Annotated in this window: 15 protein-coding genes; 5 read left to right on the top strand and 10 right to left on the bottom strand. The window is 67.9% G+C overall.

Features of this window, described 5'->3' with window-relative positions; all coding sequences use genetic code 11:
- Positions 1–2: 2 nt before the first annotated feature.
- The 7 genes from ACE3TE_RS11775 to ACE3TE_RS11745 are packed head-to-tail and all read right to left on the bottom strand — an operon-like array spanning position 3 to position 7,654.
- The gene (locus ACE3TE_RS11775; protein ID WP_374605194.1) at positions 3–848 is read right to left on the bottom strand and encodes an ABC transporter permease subunit; all 846 of its coding nucleotides are present in this window, start codon (positions 846–848) and stop codon (positions 3–5) included.
- Entirely contained in the window at positions 845–1,753 is a 909-nt protein-coding gene (locus ACE3TE_RS11770; RefSeq protein WP_374605225.1) for an ABC transporter permease subunit, read from the bottom strand. The genes ACE3TE_RS11775 and ACE3TE_RS11770 overlap by 4 nt, the downstream gene beginning before the upstream one ends.
- 5 nt (positions 1,754–1,758) lie before the next feature.
- Positions 1,759–2,856, bottom strand: coding sequence for an ABC transporter ATP-binding protein (locus ACE3TE_RS11765; RefSeq protein WP_374605223.1), 1,098 nt, complete (start codon positions 2,854–2,856; stop codon positions 1,759–1,761).
- Positions 2,857–2,910: 54 nt separating this feature from the next.
- Entirely contained in the window at positions 2,911–4,044 is a 1,134-nt protein-coding gene (locus ACE3TE_RS11760) for an extracellular solute-binding protein (RefSeq protein ID WP_374605193.1), read from the bottom strand.
- A gap of 60 nt (positions 4,045–4,104) precedes the next feature.
- Positions 4,105–5,478 carry an aspartate aminotransferase family protein gene (locus ACE3TE_RS11755; RefSeq protein WP_374605191.1) on the bottom strand — a complete coding sequence of 458 codons (1,374 nt, stop codon included), beginning with the start codon at positions 5,476–5,478 and terminating at the stop codon, positions 4,105–4,107.
- 14 nt (positions 5,479–5,492) lie between these two features.
- Positions 5,493–6,878 carry a glutamine synthetase family protein gene (locus ACE3TE_RS11750; protein ID WP_374605189.1) on the bottom strand — a complete coding sequence of 462 codons (1,386 nt, stop codon included), beginning with the start codon at positions 6,876–6,878 and terminating at the stop codon, positions 5,493–5,495.
- A 5-nt stretch (positions 6,879–6,883) separates the two neighbouring features.
- Positions 6,884–7,654: a gamma-glutamyl-gamma-aminobutyrate hydrolase family protein gene (locus ACE3TE_RS11745; RefSeq protein WP_374605187.1), complete on the bottom strand. Its 771-nt coding sequence runs from the start codon at positions 7,652–7,654 to the stop codon at positions 6,884–6,886.
- 134 nt (positions 7,655–7,788) lie between these two features.
- Between ACE3TE_RS11745 and ACE3TE_RS11740 the strand changes: the two genes are divergently transcribed.
- Positions 7,789–9,156: a glutamine synthetase family protein gene (locus ACE3TE_RS11740; RefSeq protein ID WP_374605185.1), complete on the top strand. Its 1,368-nt coding sequence runs from the start codon at positions 7,789–7,791 to the stop codon at positions 9,154–9,156.
- Between the two features lies 1 nt (position 9,157).
- Positions 9,158–10,447, top strand: coding sequence for an NAD(P)/FAD-dependent oxidoreductase (locus ACE3TE_RS11735; RefSeq protein ID WP_374605183.1), 1,290 nt, complete (start codon positions 9,158–9,160; stop codon positions 10,445–10,447).
- Between the two features lie 4 nt (positions 10,448–10,451).
- On the opposite strand, the gene ACE3TE_RS11730 is transcribed toward ACE3TE_RS11735, so the two are convergent.
- The 3 genes from ACE3TE_RS11730 to ACE3TE_RS11720 all read right to left on the bottom strand — a co-directional run bounded on the left by ACE3TE_RS11730 (position 10,452) and on the right by ACE3TE_RS11720 (position 13,868).
- Positions 10,452–11,717, bottom strand: coding sequence for a ferric reductase-like transmembrane domain-containing protein (locus ACE3TE_RS11730; protein ID WP_374605181.1), 1,266 nt, complete (start codon positions 11,715–11,717; stop codon positions 10,452–10,454).
- A gap of 93 nt (positions 11,718–11,810) precedes the next feature.
- Complete coding sequence (locus tag ACE3TE_RS11725; RefSeq protein ID WP_374605179.1) at positions 11,811–13,313, bottom strand: aldehyde dehydrogenase; 1,503 nt, start codon at positions 13,311–13,313, stop codon at positions 11,811–11,813.
- 9 nt (positions 13,314–13,322) lie between these two features.
- Positions 13,323–13,868: a cupin domain-containing protein gene (locus ACE3TE_RS11720; RefSeq protein WP_374605178.1), complete on the bottom strand. Its 546-nt coding sequence runs from the start codon at positions 13,866–13,868 to the stop codon at positions 13,323–13,325.
- 188 nt (positions 13,869–14,056) lie between these two features.
- Between ACE3TE_RS11720 and ACE3TE_RS11715 the strand changes: the two genes are divergently transcribed.
- From ACE3TE_RS11715 to ACE3TE_RS11705, 3 genes are all read left to right on the top strand, one after another.
- Positions 14,057–15,340, top strand: a complete 1,284-nt coding sequence (locus tag ACE3TE_RS11715; protein WP_374605221.1) for an aspartate aminotransferase family protein — start codon at positions 14,057–14,059, stop codon at positions 15,338–15,340.
- A gap of 51 nt (positions 15,341–15,391) precedes the next feature.
- Positions 15,392–16,507: an alanine dehydrogenase gene (gene ald, locus ACE3TE_RS11710; protein ID WP_374605176.1), complete on the top strand. Its 1,116-nt coding sequence runs from the start codon at positions 15,392–15,394 to the stop codon at positions 16,505–16,507.
- 119 nt (positions 16,508–16,626) lie between these two features.
- Positions 16,627–18,117, top strand: coding sequence for a CoA-acylating methylmalonate-semialdehyde dehydrogenase (locus ACE3TE_RS11705; RefSeq protein ID WP_374605174.1), 1,491 nt, complete (start codon positions 16,627–16,629; stop codon positions 18,115–18,117).
- Positions 18,118–18,169 lie beyond the last annotated feature (52 nt).

Below are 18,169 nucleotides of genomic sequence, written 5' to 3'. Positions count from 1 at the left end.
TTTCAACCCTTCTGCAGCGCCAGCTGCGCGTCGCGCTGGCGTTTACGTTCTTCGCGGTGCATCACCCACCAGCCGATGACCGCGGCCACCGACACCGCCGCGATCATCAACGTGGCCAGGGCGTTGATCTTGGGACTCACGCCCAGGCGCACCGACGAAAACACCTTCATCGGCAAGGTCGTCGACGAAGGACCGGAGACGAAGCTGGCGATCACCAGGTCATCCAGACTCAGGGTAAACGCCAGCAGCCAGCCGGAGATGAGCGCCGGCGCAATGATCGGCAGGGTGATCACGAAAAACACCTTCAGCCGGTTCGCGCCCAGGTCCATCGCGGCTTCCTCGAGCGAGCGGTCCAGCTCCCCCAGGCGCGAGCTGATCACCACCGTCACGAAGGCCATGCAGAAGGTGACGTGGGCGATCCAGATCGTGAGCATGCCGCGCTGGCCGCCGATGCCGATGAGCGGACCGATGGAAACGAAGAGCAGCAGGATCGACAGGCCGGTGATCACTTCCGGCATCACCAGCGGCGCGGTGATCAGGCCGCCGAAGATCGTCTTGCCCGGGAACTGGCGGAAACGCGTCATCACCATCGCCGCCATCGTTCCCAGCACCACCGAGGCGCAGGCGGTCCAGAAGGCCACCTGGATGCTGACCCAGGCCGCGTCCATCATCTGCTGGTCGGCGAAAAGCTCGCCGTACCATTTCACCGAGAACCCGGACCACACCGTCACCAGCCGCGACTCGTTGAACGAATACACCATCAGGCTGAGGATGGGCGCGTAAAGGAACACGAAGCCCAGGACCAGCATGCCCTTGGTGAAGGCGGAGTTGCGGCCGGCCTGGCTCATGACAGCCGCGACTCCAGTTCCTTCGACTGGTAGCGGTGGAAGATGGTGATCGGCACGATCAGCAGCACCAGCATCACGATCGCCACCGCCGAGGCCACCGGCCAGTCGCGGTTGTTGAAGAACTCCTGCCACAGCACCCGGCCGATCATCAGCGTGTCAGGGCCGCCCAGCATTTCGGGAATCACGAACTCGCCCACCACGGGGATCAGCACCAGCATCGAGCCGGCGATGATGCCGGCCTTCGACAGCGGCAGCGTGACCGTCAGGAAGGCCTTCCACGGCGGTGCACCCAGGTCGGTGGCGGCCTCGATCAGTCGGTGGTCGTGTTTGACCAGGTTGGCGTACAGCGGCAGCACCATGAACGGCAGGTAGGCGTAGACGATGCCGATGTATACGGCCACCGGCGTGTGCAGGATCGCCAGCGGCTCGTCGATCAGTCCCATGCCGATCAGCGCGTTGTTGAGCAGGCCGTTGTTCTTGAGGATGCCGACCCAGGCGTAGATGCGGATCAGGAAGGAGGTCCAGCTGGGCAGGATGACCAGCATCAGCGCCACGTTGCGGGTGGCCGGGTCCATGCGCGAGATGCCGTAGGCGATCGGGTAGCCGATGAGCAGGCAGAGGAAAGTGGACACCGCCGCGATCTCGAGCGAACTCAAGTATGCCTTCACGTACAGGCTGTCGCGGACGAGGAACAGGTAGTTGGCGGTGTTGATGCTCAGCGACACCTTGTCGCCGGTCCACTCCACCAGGTCGGTGTAGGGCGGCATCGCGATCACCGCGCTGGCGAAGCTGATCTTGAGCGCAATTGCGAAGGGCACCGCGAAGAACAGCAGCATCCACAGGTAGGGTACCGCGATCACCAGCCAGCGCGGGCCCGGCAGGCGCTTGCGGATCGAGCGCGGCAGGTTCTTCACGTGATCAGCACCACCCCGGCCTGGTCGTCCCAGCTCAGCCACACCGGGTCGTTCCAGGTGAACTTCTCGCTGGCCCAGCGCTGGCTGTTGATCATGTTCGCCAGCAGCTTGGTGCCGCCCGGCAGGCGCACATGGAAGACCGAGTGGCTGCCGAAATAGGCGATGTCCTCGATGATGCCCTGCACCTTGTTGTGCGGCTGCGCGGGTTCGTCCTTGTCCACCTGGATCTTCTCCGGGCGGATCGCCAGCGCCACTTCCTGGCCTTCGAAGCCGGTGACGCCGTGGCCGACGTAGGCCGGGAACGCCAGCGCCGGGCTGCCGATGGTGACGTAGTCGTTCTCGTCCTCGAGGATCTTCCCCTCGATCAGGTTCACCGAGCCGATGAACTCGGCGGTGAAGCGGCAGCTGGGCTGCTCGTAGATCTCGTCCGGGCTGCCGACCTGGCGGATCCAGCCCGCGTCCATCACCGCGATGCGATGGGCCATGGTCATGGCCTCTTCCTGGTCGTGGGTGACCATGACGCAGGTGACGCCCAGGCGCTCGACGATGTTCACCAGCTCGAGCTGCATCTGCGAGCGCAGCTTCTTGTCCAGCGCGCCCATGGGTTCGTCGAGCAGCAGCAGCTTCGGTCCCTTGGCCAGCGACCGCGCCAGCGCCACGCGCTGCTGCTGGCCGCCCGAGAGCTGGTGCGGCTTGCGTTTGGCGAACTTCTCCATCTGCACCAGCGCCAGCATTTCAGCGACCTTGCGGGCGATGTCCGCCTTCGGCAGGCCATCCTGGCGCAGGCCGAAGGCGACGTTCTGCTCCACGCTCATGTGCGGGAACAGCGCGTAGGACTGGAACATCATGTTGATGGGACGCTCGTAGGGCGGCAGCTCGGTGATGTCCTGGCCGTCGAGCACGATGCGGCCCTTGGTCGGCTTCTCGAAGCCGGCCAGGCAGCGCAGCAGCGTGGACTTGCCGCAGCCCGACGCACCCAGCAGGGCGAAGATCTCGCCCTGCCGGATCCTCAGGCTGACGTCGTCGACGGCGATGAAGCCGTCGAACTCCTTTCGCACCGACTCGATGCGCAGGTAGCCCTCGGCCCCCAGCATGTCGTTCTTGGGGGCGCCCGCCAGGGCGCCGCTCGCCGTCGTCGCCATCGTGGCTTATTGCCCCGTCTTGAGCGTGGTCCAGTGCCGGTTGAACAGCCGGTCCACTTCCGGCGGCAGCACCGCCAGCGTGAACAGCTTGGCCTTGGTTTCTTCGGACGGGTAGATGCCCGGGTCCTCGAGCACCGCCGCGTCCACCATCGGCAGCGCCGCGGTGTTGGCGCTGGCGTACATCACGTAGTTCTGGATGCCGGCCATCACCTCGGGACGCATCAGGTAGTCCAGGAACAGGTAGGCGTTGTCGACGTTCTTCGCGTCCTTGGGAATGGCGAGCATGTCGAACCACATCGGCGCGCCTTCCTTCGGGATCGAATAGGCGACGTCGACGCCCTTGCCGGCTTCTTCGGCCCGGGCCTGGGCCTGGATGATGTCGCCCGACCAGCCGACCGCGACGCAGATGTCGCCATTGGCCAGGTCGTTGATGAACTGCGAGCTGTGGAAGTAGGTGACGTGCGGGCGCAGTTCCTTCAGGCGGTCGACGCCCTTCTGGATCACGGCCTCGTCGAAGCTGTTCGGATCCTCGCCCAGGTAGTGCAGCACCGGTGGGATGATCTCGGACGGCGTGTCCAGGATCGCGACGCCGCAACCCTTGAGCTTCGCCAGGTTCCCCGGCTCGAAGACCAGGGCCCAGCTGTCCACCGGCGCGTCTTCGCCCAAGGCTTCCTTCACCTTCTGCACGTTGTAGCCGATGCCGGTGGTGCCCCACAGGTAGGGCAGCGAGTGCGCGTTGCCGGGGTCGTTGGTCGCCAGCAGGGCCATGAAGGCCGGGTCGAGGTTGCCGTAGTTCGGCAGCCGCGACCGGTCGAGCTCCTGGAACACGCCGGCCTGGATTTGGCGCGAGAGGAAGGTCAGCGAGGGCACCACGATGTCGTAGCCGGTGTTGCCGGCCATGAGCTTGGCCTCGAGTACTTCGTTCGAATCGAAGACGTCGTAGGTGACCTTGATGCCGGTCTCGGCCTCGAAGCCGGCGATGGTGTCCTCGCCGATGTAGTCCGACCAGTTGTAGACGTTGAGCACCTTGTCGCCGGCCGGCGCGGGCGCGCTGGCATCGGCGGATTCGTCGGCGGGCGGGTCCCCGCCGCAGCCGGCAAGGGCGACACACAGGAACAGCGCGGACATCCTGGCTTTCATCGGCACACTCCCCTCGGGGTGACTGAAGCGGTTGGACGGCATCGACATCATAACCACTGCTCAGCCCGTCGCCATGCCCAGTTCGCGGGCGGTCATGTCCAGGGCTTTCCAGGTCTTCTCGGCCAGCTCATCGACCTGGTCGCGGCTGATCACCAGCGGCGGCGAAAGCAGCATCGCGTCGTTGGTCGCGCGCAGGATCAGGCCATTCTTCAGGGCGAAGTCGCGGCACAGCTGCCCCACCCTGCCCCGGTCCGGGAAATAGCTCCGTGACGGTTTGGAAGGCACCAGTTCGAGCGCGCCGACCATGCCCACGAAACGGGCCTCGCCGACCAGCGGGTGCTCGCCCAGGGCCCTCCACTTCTGCTCCAGGTAGGGGCCGGTGTCGCTGCGGCAGGTATCGACGATCTTCTCTTCCTGCAGGATGCGGATGTTCTCAAGCGCCACCGCCGCGCAGACCGGGTGGCCCGAATAGGTGTAGCCGTGGGCCAGTTCGCCGCCGCGCGTGGACAGCACGTCCGCCACACGGTCGTTGAACATCACCGCGCCCAGCGGGATGTAGCCGGAGGTGATGCCCTTGGCGAGCGTCATCACGTCGGGCCGGAAGTCGTAGGTCTGGGCGGCGAACCATTCGCCGGTGCGGCCGAAGCCGCAGATGACCTCGTCGGCCACCAGCAGCACGTCGTACTTGCGGCAGATACGCTCGATTTCCCGCCAGTAGTTGCGCGGCGGGATGTAGACACCGATCGCGCCCATCACCGGTTCGCCGATGAAGGCAGCCACGCGGTCGGGTCCGAGCTCGAGGATCTTGTCCTCGAGCCGCTTCGCGCAGTGCAGGCCGTACTCGTCCTCGTCCATGTCGCCGCCGTCGCCGAACCAGTACGGCGGGTCGATGTGGGCGATGTCCGGGATCGGCAGGCCGCCCTGCTTGTGCATGCCCTTCATGCCGCCGAGGCTGGCGCCGGCGACGGTGGAGCCGTGGTAGCCATCGTGGCGGCCAATGAAGATGTTCTTGCCCGGCTGGTCCTGCACCGCCCAGAAGTGCCGGACCAAACGCAGGATGGTGTCGTTGGCCTCGGAGCCGGAGTTGGTGAAGAAGGCGTGGTTGAGGTCGTGCGGCGTCAGCTCGGCCAGCTTCGCCGACAGCCGCACGGTCGGCTCGGTGGTGCACTGGAAGAAGCTGTTGTAGTAGGCCAGCTGGGTCATCTGCCGGGAGGCGACCTCACCCAGCTCCTTGCGGCCATAGCCGATGTTCACGCACCAAAGGCCGGCGAAGGCGTCGAGCAGCTGGTTGCCTTCGGCATCCCAGACGTAGCAGCCCTCGCCCCGGGTCAGGATGCGGGTGCCACGTTTGGCCAGCGCGGCGTTGTCGTTGAACGGATGCAGGTGGTGGGCGGCATCCAGGCGCTGCAGGGTGGCGGTGTCGATTCCGGGCATGGCGGGTCCTTGGTTCAGACGTTGAGCAGCAGGAACTCACGCTCCCAGCTGCTGATCACGCGCAGGTAGGTCTGGTGTTCCTTGTCCTTGACGGCGGTGTAGGCGCGCACGAAGCGTTCGCCCAGCAGCTCGCGCAGGGGCTTGCAGGCGCGCAGTTCGGCGATGGCCTCCTCCAGGGAACGCGGCAGGTCGTAACCCTTGGCATGGGCGCTGCCGGCCAGCGGCTCGGTGGGCTGCAGTTTTTCCTCGATGCCCAGGTAGCCGCAGGCCAGGGTCGCGGCCAGGGCCAGGTAGGGGTTGACGTCGGAACCGGCGAAGCGGCTTTCGACGCGGGCGTTCTCGGGCGTGTCCAGCGGCACGCGCAGGCCGCAGGTGCGGTTGTCGTAACCCCACTGCACGTTCTTGGGCGAAACCTCGCCGAAGGCCAGGCGCCGGTAGGAATTCACGTTCGGGCCGAAGAAGGCCATCGCCGCCGGCACGTATTTCTGCAGGCCGCCCATGTAGTTGAGGAAGACCTCGGTATGGCCGCCGGACTTGCCGCTCGAGAAAACGTTCTTGCCGGTCTTGAGGCTGTGCAGGCTCTGGTGGATGTGCATCGAGCTGCCGGGCTCGTTTTCCATCGGCTTGGCCAGGAAGGTGGCGTAGACGCCGTGGCGCATCGCGGCCTCGCGCATCGTGCGCTTGAACAGGAACACCTGGTCGGCGCGCGAGAGCGGGTCGAGGTGCACGAAGTTCACCTCCAGCTGGGCCGCGCCGGATTCGTGCACCAGGGTGTCCACGTCCAGGTCCATCGCCTCGCAGTAGTCGTACATCAGGTCGAGGATGGGGTCGAATTCGTTCACCGCGTCGATGGAATACGACTGCCGCGCGGTTTCCGGGCGGCCGTTGCGGCCGGCCGGCGGCAGCAGCGGGAAATCCGGATCGGTGTTGCGCTGGACCAGGTAGAACTCCAGTTCGGGCGCGATCACCGGCTGCAGGCCGATGCCGTCGTACAGCGCCAGCACGCGGCGCAGCACGCTGCGCGGCGCCAGTTCGTGCGGGCGTCCGTCCTTGGTGAAGCAGTCGTGGATCACCTGCGCGGTCGGGTCGGTGGCCCATGGCACCATGCGGATGGTGTCCGGGTCGGGCCGCAGCACCATGTCCGAGTCCGAAGGGCTGACCAGGTCGTCGTATTCGTCCGGATAGTCGCCGGTGACGGTGGTGGCGAAGATGCCTTCGGGCAGGCGCGTGCCGTAGTCGTGCGAGAACTTCGCCGCCGGGATGATCTTGCCGCGGGCGTTGCCGGTGATGTCGGGCACCAGGCACTCGACTTCGGTGATGCGGCGCTCCTTGAGCCAGCGCTTGATCGCGCTTTCCTGCTGCGCCTGTTCGTCCTCGGGGGTTTTTGCTTTCCTGGCCATGGGCCTTATCGCCTTTGTTCTGCGCGCCGGCGGCAGGCTGCCGCGAACGCCTGGAAGATTCCCAAGTAGAAGGGATTCTCGGTGACCCGCCACTCCGGATGCCACTGCACCGCCAGCAGGAAGGGATCCGGGGCCTGCGGGTCGCCGCGGTCCAGGCGCACGGCTTCGACCAGGCCGTCCGGCGCGGTGGCTTCGACCACCAGGCCCGGCGCCAGGACGCGGATGCCCTGCCCGTGCAGCGAATTCACCGAGACTTCGCGGGCTCCGGCGATACGCTCGAGCCAGCCGCCGGGCGCCAGTTCAACGGGATGCGCCGGGGCGTACTGCACGCCAAGGGGATCGTCGGGGTTTTCGCGATGGTCGGCGAAGCCGACCAGTTCGTGCACCTTCTGGTGCAGGGTGCCGCCCAGGGCGACGTTGACCTCCTGCATGCCGCGGCACAGGGCCAGCACGGGCACGCCCATTTCGATCGCCAGCGGCACCAGGGAAAGCGTGTTCTCGTCGCGCGCGGGGTCGTGCACGTTGCCGGCGAAACTGGGTTCGCTGCCGTAGTGGCGCGGTTCGATGTTGCTGTGTGCGCCGGTCAGGAGCAGGCCGTCGAGCTCATCGAGCAGGCCGGAAAGCTCCAGCGGCGGCGACAGCGAGGGCAAAAGGACCGGCAGGCAGCCGGCGCCGTCGACCACCGCCCGGATGTACTTTTCGCCCACCGCATGGAAGGGATGGGGCCCGATCTGCTTGCGATCGGAAGGCAGGCCGACCAGCGGGCTCGAACGCATAAGGGCCTCGGCGAAGGGAAGCCCGACATTAACCCCGGCGTTTGATTTTATCAACGCAACCGCCAAAGTGATGATTATTCTTTACAGCCGGAGCCGCGATGATAAACTCCCGCGACCGCCGCGGACCCCCTGCCATGAACCAGCTCGCCCTGCCCTCCGAAGACGCCGCCACCCTGGCCCAGCTGCAGGACTGCGAGCAGGTGGACCTGCTGCTGCCGGACATGAACGGGCTGCTGCGCGGCAAGCGGGTCACCCGTGGCACCCTGGAAAAGGTCTACCGCGACGGCGTCTGCCTGCCGATGTCCCTGATCGCCACCGACATCACCGGCAACACCGTCGAGGAAACCGGCCTGGGCTACGACATCGGCGACGAAGACCGCCTGTGCCGGCCGGTGCCCGGCAGCCTGCGCCCGGTGCCCTGGCACGACCGCCCTTCAGCCCAGCTGCTGCTGCAGATGGAAGACGGCCAGGGTGGCCTGTTCGCCGCCAACCCGCGGGAAGTGCTGCGGCGCGTGCTGGACGGCTTCCGCGAACTCGGCCTGACGCCCGTGGTCGCGGTGGAGCTGGAGTTCTACCTGCTCGACGCCGCGCTGGACGACAAGGGCCGGCCCCAGGTCGCGCGTAACCCGGCCACCGGCGAGCGCAATCACAGCACGCAGGTTTATTACATCCAGGACCTGGACGATTACCGTGACTTTGCCGACGAGGTCAGCGCCGCCTGCCAGGCCCAGGGCATCCCGGCCGACACCGCCGTCGCCGAATACGCGCCGGGCCAGTTCGAGATCAACCTGCGCCACCGCGCCGATGCGCTGCAGGCCTGCGACGACGCGCTGATGCTCAAGCGCGTGATCAAGGCCATCGCCGCCAAACGCGGGCTGATGGCCAGCTTCATGGCCAAACCCTTCGCCGACCAGGCCGGCAGCGGCGCGCATATCCACGTCAGCCTGCTCGACCGGGACGGCAAGAACATCTTCGCCTGCACGCCCGACGCCCCGGCCGAAACGCTGCGGCATGCCATCGCCGGCCTGCAGCGTGCCAGCGCCGACTGCATGCTGATTTTCGCCCCGCACGCCAACAGCTACCGGCGCTTCGTGCTCAACGCCTTCGTGCCCCTCAACGATGCCTGGGGATTCAACAACCGCACCGTGGCCATGCGCGTGCCGCATTCGGACCCGGCCAACGTGCGCATCGAACACCGCATCGCCGGCGCCGACGCCAATCCCTACCTCGTCACCGCCGCGGTGCTGGCCGGCATGCTGCAGGGCCTGCTCGACAAGGGCGACCCGGGTCCGCCGACCGTGGGCAATGCCTACGAACAGGGTGAACACCGCGAGCTGTTCTGGCGCGACACCCTGCGCGACTTCCTGGCCAGCGACTTCGTCGCCCGCCACTTCGGCGAAAGCTTCCGGCACATCTACGGCCAGCAGAAGCTCAAGGAACTGCGCAGCTTCCACCGCGAAGTGACCACGCTGGAAGTGGACTGGTACCTGCGCCAGGTCTGACATGAGCCTGCGCGAACCCTCGGCGCACGCCGACTCCTGGTACGCGCGCAGCGCCGGGCCGGGCGAGGCGCATCCGCCCTTGCAGGGGCGCGAGACCGCCGACGTGGTGGTGCTGGGCGCCGGCCTGACCGGGCTTTCCGCGGCGCTGGAACTGGCCCAGGCGGGACTGAAGGCCATCGTGCTCGAGGCCCGCGAGGTCGGCTGGGGCGCCAGCGGCCGCAACGGCGGCCAGGTGATCTTCGGCTACGGCTGCGACCAGGCGAAGATCGCCGGGATGCTGGGCCTGGAGGCCTCGCGCGAACTGTTCAAATGGTCGGTGGATGCCGTCGACCAGGTGCGCCGGCGCATCCTCGAACACCGCATCGACGCGCACTGGCGCGACGGCCATGCGCACGTGGCGATCAAGCCGCGGCACGTGGCCGAACTCAAGGCCTGGCAGGCCGACCTGGCGGAAAACTATGGCTACCCGCTGCAGTGGTGGGACCGGGAGCCGCTTCAGGCGGTGGTGTCGAGTCCGCGCTACATCGGCGCGCTCTACGACCCGTGTTCGGGCCACCTGCACCCGCTCAACTACACGCGCGGCCTGGCGCGCGCGGCGACGCAGGCTGGCGTGCGTATCTTCGAACACTCGCGGGTGACCTCGCTGCAGCGCGGCGCCCGGCCGCTGCTGCGCACCGACGGCGGCGAGGTGCAGGCCGATTTCGTGGTGCTCGCCGGGAACGCGCTGGTGCACGGCATCGCCCCCGAGCTCGACGCCCGGGTGATGCCGGTGGGCACCTACATCGGCGCCACCGCGCCGCTGGGCGCCGAACGCGCGCGCGAACTGATCCGCAACGACATGGCCGTCGCCGACATCAATTGGGCGCTCGACTACTTTCGTTTCAGCGCCGACCACCGCCTGCTGTTCGGCGGCCGCGCCAGTTATTCCACCCTGCCGCCGCCGGGCCTGGCCGGGGTAATGACCCGGCGCATGCGGCGGGTATTCCCGCAGCTGGCCGACGTCGGCTTCGAACAGGTCTGGGGCGGGCTGATTGACATCAGCCTCAACCGCGCCCCGCACTGGGGCCGGCTGGGCGACAACGTCTATTTCGCGCAGGGCTTCAGCGGCCACGGCGTGGCGGCGACCGGACTGGCCGGCCAGGTCATCGCCGAAGCGATCCGCGGCCAGGCCGGGCGCCTGGACGTATTCTCGCGTATCCCGCACCGGCCGTTCCCCGGCGGCCGGGCGCTGCGCACGCCGCTTCTCGTGGCCGCGATGGCCTGGTTCAAGCTGCGCGACGCGCTGTGGTGAGCGCTCAGCGGAACTCGAACTTCTCGTAGCGCAGGCGCGAAGCCGGCACGCCGTGTCGCGCCATCGCGGCGCGCACGATCGCCAGCAGGCCACTGGGTCCGCAGAAGCTGACCGTCACCTTGTCGGCGCCGACCTGCCCCACCAGCCAGGCGAAACGCTCCTCGAACACCGTCGAGCGCGGACCGTCGGCCACCTCCACCCAGTCGGCGCCGCGCCGGCGGGCATCGGCCGCGATCCCGTCCACGCCAGGGAAACCCCGGCCCGGCGTCTGGAAATTGAACACCGTGACCTTGGCCAGGTCCTGGCGCGAGGGATCCTGCAACCACGCGATGAACGGCGACAGGCCGACGCCACCTCCGACCCAGACTTCATGGCCGCCCCCGTCCGGGCGGCTGAAGCGCCCGAAAGGGGCGTAAACCTCCGCCCGCATACCGGGCCGGACCTCGTCCACCAGCCGCTGCGTGTAATCGCCCAGCGCACGTACCACGAACTGCACCGGCTGCCCGCTTCCGCCCGAACTGGCGATCGTGAAGGGATGCGGCTCGCGAAGTCCCGGGTGCAACAAGCGCAGGAAAGCGAACTGCCCCGCCTCGAAGTGGATGCCCCGACCAACCGGCACCAGTTCCAGCCGCACCGAAGACACGCCCGGCTCGACTCGCACCAGCCGATACTCCGCATGCCCCGACACGAACGGATACAGCAGCAGCTTGTAAGCCGCGCCGGCCAGGCCCAACCCCGCGCACAGTGCCAGCCAGAGACCCGCCGGCGAGGCCAGCGCGATCGGAGAACGGAAACTGAGCCAGTGCAGCACCACCAGCACGAACAGCGGCCCGGACAGCTTGTGCCACCAACGCCACTGGCCGTAGGGAATCTTGCGGTTGAGCGCCAGCAGCACGATCAGCACCAGCGCCACGTAGCTGAGCTGGCGCACCAGGCGGGTGGCCTCGCGCGGCAGCGGCAGGATGGCCGCCACGTCCCACGCGGGCGACCCGGCCTTGAACACCAGGTGCACCGAGGCCAGCACCAGCGCCCAGACGCCGAGCCACTTGTGCACCTCGTACACGCGATCGAGGCCGCCGAAAACGTCTTCGAGCCAGCGCCAGCGCGAGCCCAGCAGCGCCGCCATCGCCATCATCACCAGGGCGGTGACGCCGGAAACCAGGCTCAGCGCCGGCATGCCGAGCCAGGTCGCGGCGGGCAGCGAGGGCAGTACGACGGCGGCCGAAACCACGGCCAGGCCGGCCAGGAAGGGCGCGGTGCTCACTCGCATGCGGACGGACCCCTTGAGGTGTTGCCGGAAAGCCCAGCATGACCCGGCAGCGAAGGGCGTGGCTTGATCCGCATCAAGCCACGCCTTACTGGCTCAGGGATCGAGGTTGATCCAGGTGGCCTTGAGCTCGGTGTATTTGTCAAACGCGTGCAGCGACTTGTCGCGACCGTTGCCCGACTGCTTGTAGCCACCAAAGGGTGCCGTCATGTCGCCGCCGTCCCAGTAGTTCACCCAGACGCTGCCGGCGCGAAGCTTGCGCGCCACGCGGTGGGCGCGGCTGAGGTCGGAGGTGAACACGCCCGCGGCCAGCCCGTACTCGCTGTCGTTGGCGATCGCCAGCGCCTCGGCCTCATCGTCGAAGGCGATGACGCTGAGCACGGGCCCGAAGATCTCTTCCCGGGCGATGGTGTGGCCGGCGGCCACGTCGTCGAAGATCGTCGGCGCCAGGTAGCAGCCGCCGTCCACCGTCGCCAGGCGCTCGCCGCCGATCACCACGCGGCCGCCTTCCTCGCGGCCCTTGGCGATGTAGTCGAGCACGCGCCGGGTCTGGCCCTCGTCGACCATCGCGCCCATCGGCGCGCCCGGGTCGAGCGGATGGCGCGGCTGCATGGCCTGGCCGTGTTTCGCGACCAGCGCGACGAACTCGTCCTTGATGCTGCGCTCGACCAACAGCCGCGAGGCGGCAGTGCAGACCTCGCCCTGGTTGTAGAAGATGCCGCTGGCGGCGGCCTTGGCGGCCTTGTCCAGGTCCGGCGCGTCGGCGAAGACCAGGTTCGGGCTCTTGCCACCGCATTCGAGGTACACGCGCTTCATGTTCGATTCGCCGGCGCAGACCAGCAGGTGTTTGCCGACCGCGGTCGAGCCGGTGAACACCAGGCCATCGACGTCCATGTGCCGGGCCAGCGGCTCGCCGGTGTCCTTGCCGAACCCCGGCAGCACATTGAGCACGCCCGGCGGCAGGCCGGCCTCCATCGCCAGCTCGGCGAAGCGGATCGCGGTCAGCGGCGACTTCTCGGAAGGTTTCAGCACCACCGAATTGCCCATGGCCAGCGCCGGCGCCAGCTTCCAGGCGGCCATCAGCAGCGGGAAGTTCCAGGGCACGATGGCGGCGACCACGCCCAGCGGTTCACGCGTGGCCAGGCCGAGTTCGTCGGAACCCGTGGCGGCGATCTCGCCGTAGACCTTGTCGATGGCCTCGCCGGTCCAGGCCAGGCAGCGGGCGGTGGCGGCCATGTCCACGTTCAGCGCGTCGGAGATGGGCTTGCCCATGTCCAGGGTTTCCAGCAGCGCCAGCTCGTCGGCGTTCTCGCGCACCAGTTCGGCCAGGCGCACCAGCACCTGTTTGCGCCAGGCGGGCTTGGCATTGGCCCAGTCGCCGGCGTCGAAGGCGCGGCGCGCCGCACGCACGGCGCTGTCGACGTCGGCGGACTTGCAGGACGCTACCTGCGCCAGCACGCGGCCATCGATCGGACTCAGGCAGTCGAAGGTTTCGCCGCCGGCGGCATCCGCGTAGCGGCCGTTGATGAAAGCCTGGCTGCGGATGGACAGGCGCCGGGCGAGGGCTTCCCAGTCTTCGCGGGTATTGGGCTTGGTCATGGCGGGCCTTCAGAAAGTGGGGGGCGTGCTTGCGCTGATGATCACGACGTCATCCTTGCCAACGTTGCGAAAACGATGCGGCTGGCGGCATTCGAAATAATAGGCCTCGCCCGGGCCCAGTACCTTGCGCTGGCTGCCGACGGTGATCTCGACCTGGCCCTTGACGACCACGCCGCCCTCCTCGCCTTCGTGCTGGATCATGGACTCGCCGGTGTCGCTGCCCGGCGGCATCACTTCGCGCAGCACGCACATCTGGCGGTTGCGGCGGCGATGCCCGACCAGGAAATAGTGGATGTCGTTGTTGCCGACGTCGGGGAGTTCGGCCGCCGCGTAGAACGGGCCGTCGCCGGCATCCTCGAGATCCTGGGTGAAGAAGTCGGCCAGCGAGATCGGGATGCCGTCGAGCACCTTCTTCAGGGAGCTGATGGACGGGCTGACCTTGTTCTGTTCGATCAGCGAGATGGTGGAGTTGGTGACCCCCACCCGCTTGGCCAGCTCCCGCTGGCTCAGTCCCTTGCCCTTGCGCACGGCCTGGAGCCGGATGCCGATATCCAAGAGAGTCACCTCGCCGCGGGAATTGCTGAATATTTGACACCCTTTGTAAAGTTTATTCAACGCTGATAGCGTTGCCGGCAGTCCCCACACCTTGCCCGAGCCCCGCCATGTCCGCTGCCGACACGCCCTCCCTCGCCGACCCGCTGGCCCGGGCGACGGAGACCCCCGAACGCACCGACGCGTTCTGGATGCCGTTCACCGCCAACCGCCAGTTCAAGAAGACGCCACGGCTGCTGGCCAGCGCCGAGGGCATGTATTACCGCAGCACCGACGGCCGCGAGATACTCGACGGCACCGCCGGCCTGTGGTGCGTCAACGCCGGCCACGGGCACCCGCACATCGTGCAGGCGATCCAGAAGCAGGCCGCGACCCTGGACTTCGCGCCGACCTTCCAGATGGGCCATCCCCTGCCCTTCGAACTGGCCGAACGCCTGGCGGCGATCGCGCCGGACCCGCTGCGGCACGTCTTCTACACCAATTCCGGCTCGGAGTCGGTGGACACCGCGCTCAAGATCGCGCTGGCTTACCACCGCGTGCGCGGCGAAGGCCAGCGCACCCGCCTGATCGGCCGCGAGAAGGGCTACCACGGCGTCGGCTTCGGCGGCATCTCGGTCGGCGGCATGGTCAACAACCGCAAGTTCTTCGGCGCGATGCTGCCGGGCGTCGACCACCTGCCGCACACCCTGGACATCGCCCGCAATGGCTTCAGCCGCGGCCTGCCCGCCCACGGCGCCGAGCTGGCCGACGAGCTCGAACGCATCGTCGCCCTGCACGACGCCAGCACGATCGCCGCGGTGATCATCGAACCGGTGTCGGGCAGCGCCGGCGTGGTGCTGCCGCCGGAGGGTTACCTCAAGCGCATCCGCGAGATCTGCACGAAACACGGCATCCTGCTGATCTTCGACGAGGTCATCACCGGCTTCGGTCGCGTCGGCGAGGCGTTCGCCGCCCAGCGCTTCGGCGTGGTGCCGGACCTGATCACCACCGCCAAGGGCCTGACCAACGGTTCGGTGCCGATGGGCGCGGTGTTCGCCACGTCCGACATCCACGACGCCTTCATGCACGGGCCCGAGGGTGCCATCGAGCTCTTCCACGGCTACACCTACTCCGGCCACCCCCTGGCCTGCGCCGCGGCGCTGGCGACCTTGGACGTGTACCAGCAGGAGGGGCTGTTCCAGCGGGCCATCGAGATGGGGCCCTACTGGGAGCAGGCCATCCATGCCCTGAAGGGCCTGCCCAACGTGGTGGACATCCGCAACGTCGGACTGGTGGGCGCGGTGGAGCTGGCCGCCCGGCCCGAGGGCGTGGGCCAGCGTGGCTACGAGGTCTTCAACCGGGCCTTCCACGAGCAGAACCTGATGGTGCGCTGCACCGGCGACGTGATCGCCCTGTCCCCGCCCCTGATCCTGAACCGGGAGCACATAGACCGGATTTTCGACCGGTTGGCGGCTACCATACGCGCCACCGCCTGACCGGCGGACCGTTCCCACACCAGATCAGACCCGCCCTGGGAGGGCAGTTTCATGCTTATCGGCGTACCGAAGGAAATCAAGAACCACGAATACCGCATCGGCCTCACCCCGGCCGGCGTGCGCGAACTGTGCTCCCACGGCCACCAGGTGATGGTGCAGCGCGACGGTGGCAAGGCCATCGGCCTGACCGACGAGATGTACGAAGCCGCCGGCGCCAGCATCGTCGACAGCGCCGCGGCGATCTTCGCCAAGGCCGAGATGATCATCAAGGTGAAGGAGCCCCAGCCCGTCGAGTGCGCGATGCTGCGCCCGGGCCAGATCCTCTACACCTACCTGCACCTGGCACCGGACCCGGACCAGACCGCGGCCCTGGTGAAGTCGGGCTGCACCGCGATCGCCTATGAAACCGTCACCGACCGCAAGGGCGGCCTGCCGCTGCTGGCGCCGATGTCGGAAGTGGCCGGCCGCATGTCCATCCAGGCCGGCGCGCATGCGCTGGAGAAGGCCCAGGGCGGCGCCGGCGTGCTGCTCGGCGGCGTGCCGGGCGTGAAGCCGGCGAACGTGCTGGTGCTGGGCGGCGGCGTGGTCGGCCTCAACGCCGCGCGCATGGCCATGGGCATGAACGCCCGCGTGACCATCCTCGACCGTTCGCTCGACCGCCTGAAGTACATCGACGAACTCTACGGCGACCGCATGACCACGCTGTACTCGACCATCGACACCGTCGAATACCTGCTGCCGCACACCGACCTGGTGATCGGCGCCGTGCTGATCCCCGGCGCGGCCGCGCCCAAGCTGATCACCCGCGCGCAGCTCAAGCTGATGAAGCCGGGTTCTGTGCTCGTGGACGTGGCCATCGACCAGGGCGGCTGCTTCGAAACGTCGAAGGCCACCACCCATCAGAATCCGACCTACGAAGTGGACGGCATCATCCACTACTGCGTCGCCAACATGCCCGGCGGCGTCGCCCGCACCTCGACCTTCGCGCTCACCAACGCCACCCTGCCCTACGCGGTGAAGCTGGCGAACAAGGGCGTGCAGGCCATGCTCGACGACGAGCACCTGCTCAACGGCCTGAACGTGCACGCCGGCAAGATCACCTACGAAGCCGTCGCCCGCGACCTGGGTTACGACTACGTGCCGGCGGCCGAGGCGCTCAAGAACTGACGCAAACCCTGTAGGAGCGCCTTCAGGCGCGAATCCCTCCTTTGCCAAAGGCAAAGCAAAAAGATTCGCGCCTGAAGGCGCTCCTACAGGTTCCAGGACACACAGGCAGCGAGGTTGCCATGCGGCGGATCGGTCACTTCATCAACGGCCAGCTCGTCCCCGGCGACGACACGCGGCTGGGCGACGTTTTCGATCCCGCCACCGGCCAGGTGCAAGCCCGCGTCGCCCTGGCGTCGGCCGACGAGGTGTCGGCGGCCGTCGCCGCCGCGCAGGCGGCTTTCCCGGCCTGGGCGTCGACGCCGCCGCTGGCCCGCGCAAGGGTGCTGTTCCGCTACAAGGCCCTGCTGGAAGAACACGCCGACGAACTGGCGGCCGCGATCACCGCCGAACACGGCAAGGTGCTGGCCGACGCCCGCGGCGAAGTCACCCGCGGCATCGAAGTCGTGGAATTCGCCTGCGGCGCGCCGCAGCTGCTCAAGGGCGAACATTCGATGGACGTCGGCCGCGACGTCGATTCCTTCACCGAATACGCCCCGCTGGGCGTGGTCGCCGGCATCACGCCGTTCAATTTCCCGTGCATGGTGCCGATGTGGATGTTCCCGGTCGCCCTGGCCTGCGGCAACAGCTTCGTGCTCAAGCCCAGCGAGCGCGACCCGACGGCGCCGATGATCCTGGCCCGCCTGCTGAAGGAAGCCGGCCTGCCGGACGGCGTGTTCAACGTCGTGCACGGCGACAAGGTGGCCGTTGACGCGCTGCTCGACGATCCGCGCGTGCAGGCGGTGAGCTTCGTGGGTTCGACGCCGGTCGCCGAAGCCATCTACGCCCGCGGCAGCGCCAGGGGCAAACGCGTGCAGGCCCTGGGCGGCGCCAAGAACCACATGGTCGTGCTGCCCGACGCCGACCTCGACCAGGCCGCCGCGGCGCTTCTGGGCGCGGCCTACGGTTCGGCCGGCGAACGCTGCATGGCGATCTCGGTGGCGGTCTGCGTCGGCGACGCCACCGCCGACGCCCTCATCGCGCGCCTCAAACCAATGGTCGAAGCCCTGCGCATCGGCCCCGGCCACCAGGGCGAGCCCGACATGGGCCCGCTGGTCACTGCCGCGCATCGCGACACGGTGCGCGGCTACGTGGACGCCGGCGTCGCCGAAGGCGCCACGCTCGTGGTCGACGGCCGCGGCCTGTCGGTCGAAGGCTCGGCGGACGGGTTCTTCCTGGGCGGATGCCTGTTCGACCGGGTCACGCCGGCCATGCGCATCTACCGCGAGGAAATCTTCGGGCCGGTGCTGTGCGTGCTGCGCGCGCCGGACTTCGAAGCCGCGCTGGCGCTGGTCAACGACCACGAGTACGGCAACGGCACCGCGGTCTTCACCCGCGACGGCGACGCCGCCCGCCAGTTCGCCCACCGCGTGCAGGCCGGCATGGTCGGCATCAACGTGCCGATCCCGGTGCCGATGGCCTTCCACAGTTTCGGCGGCTGGAAGCGCAGCCTGTTCGGCCCGCTGCACATGCACGGCCCGGACGGCGTGCGCTTCTACACCCGGCTCAAGACGATCACCGCCCGCTGGCCCACCGGCGTGCGTGATCCCGAATTCGTGATGCCCACGATGTAGGAGCGCCTTCAGGCGCGAATTTCTTCTTTGCCGAAGGCAAAGTCAAGAGATT

This window comes from Arenimonas sp., assembly GCF_041919775.1.
In the GTDB taxonomy this organism is placed as follows: domain Bacteria; phylum Pseudomonadota; class Gammaproteobacteria; order Xanthomonadales; family Xanthomonadaceae; genus Arenimonas.
Note: the sequence above shows the minus strand (reverse complement) of the source record. Positions and strands in the feature narration are given on the sequence as shown.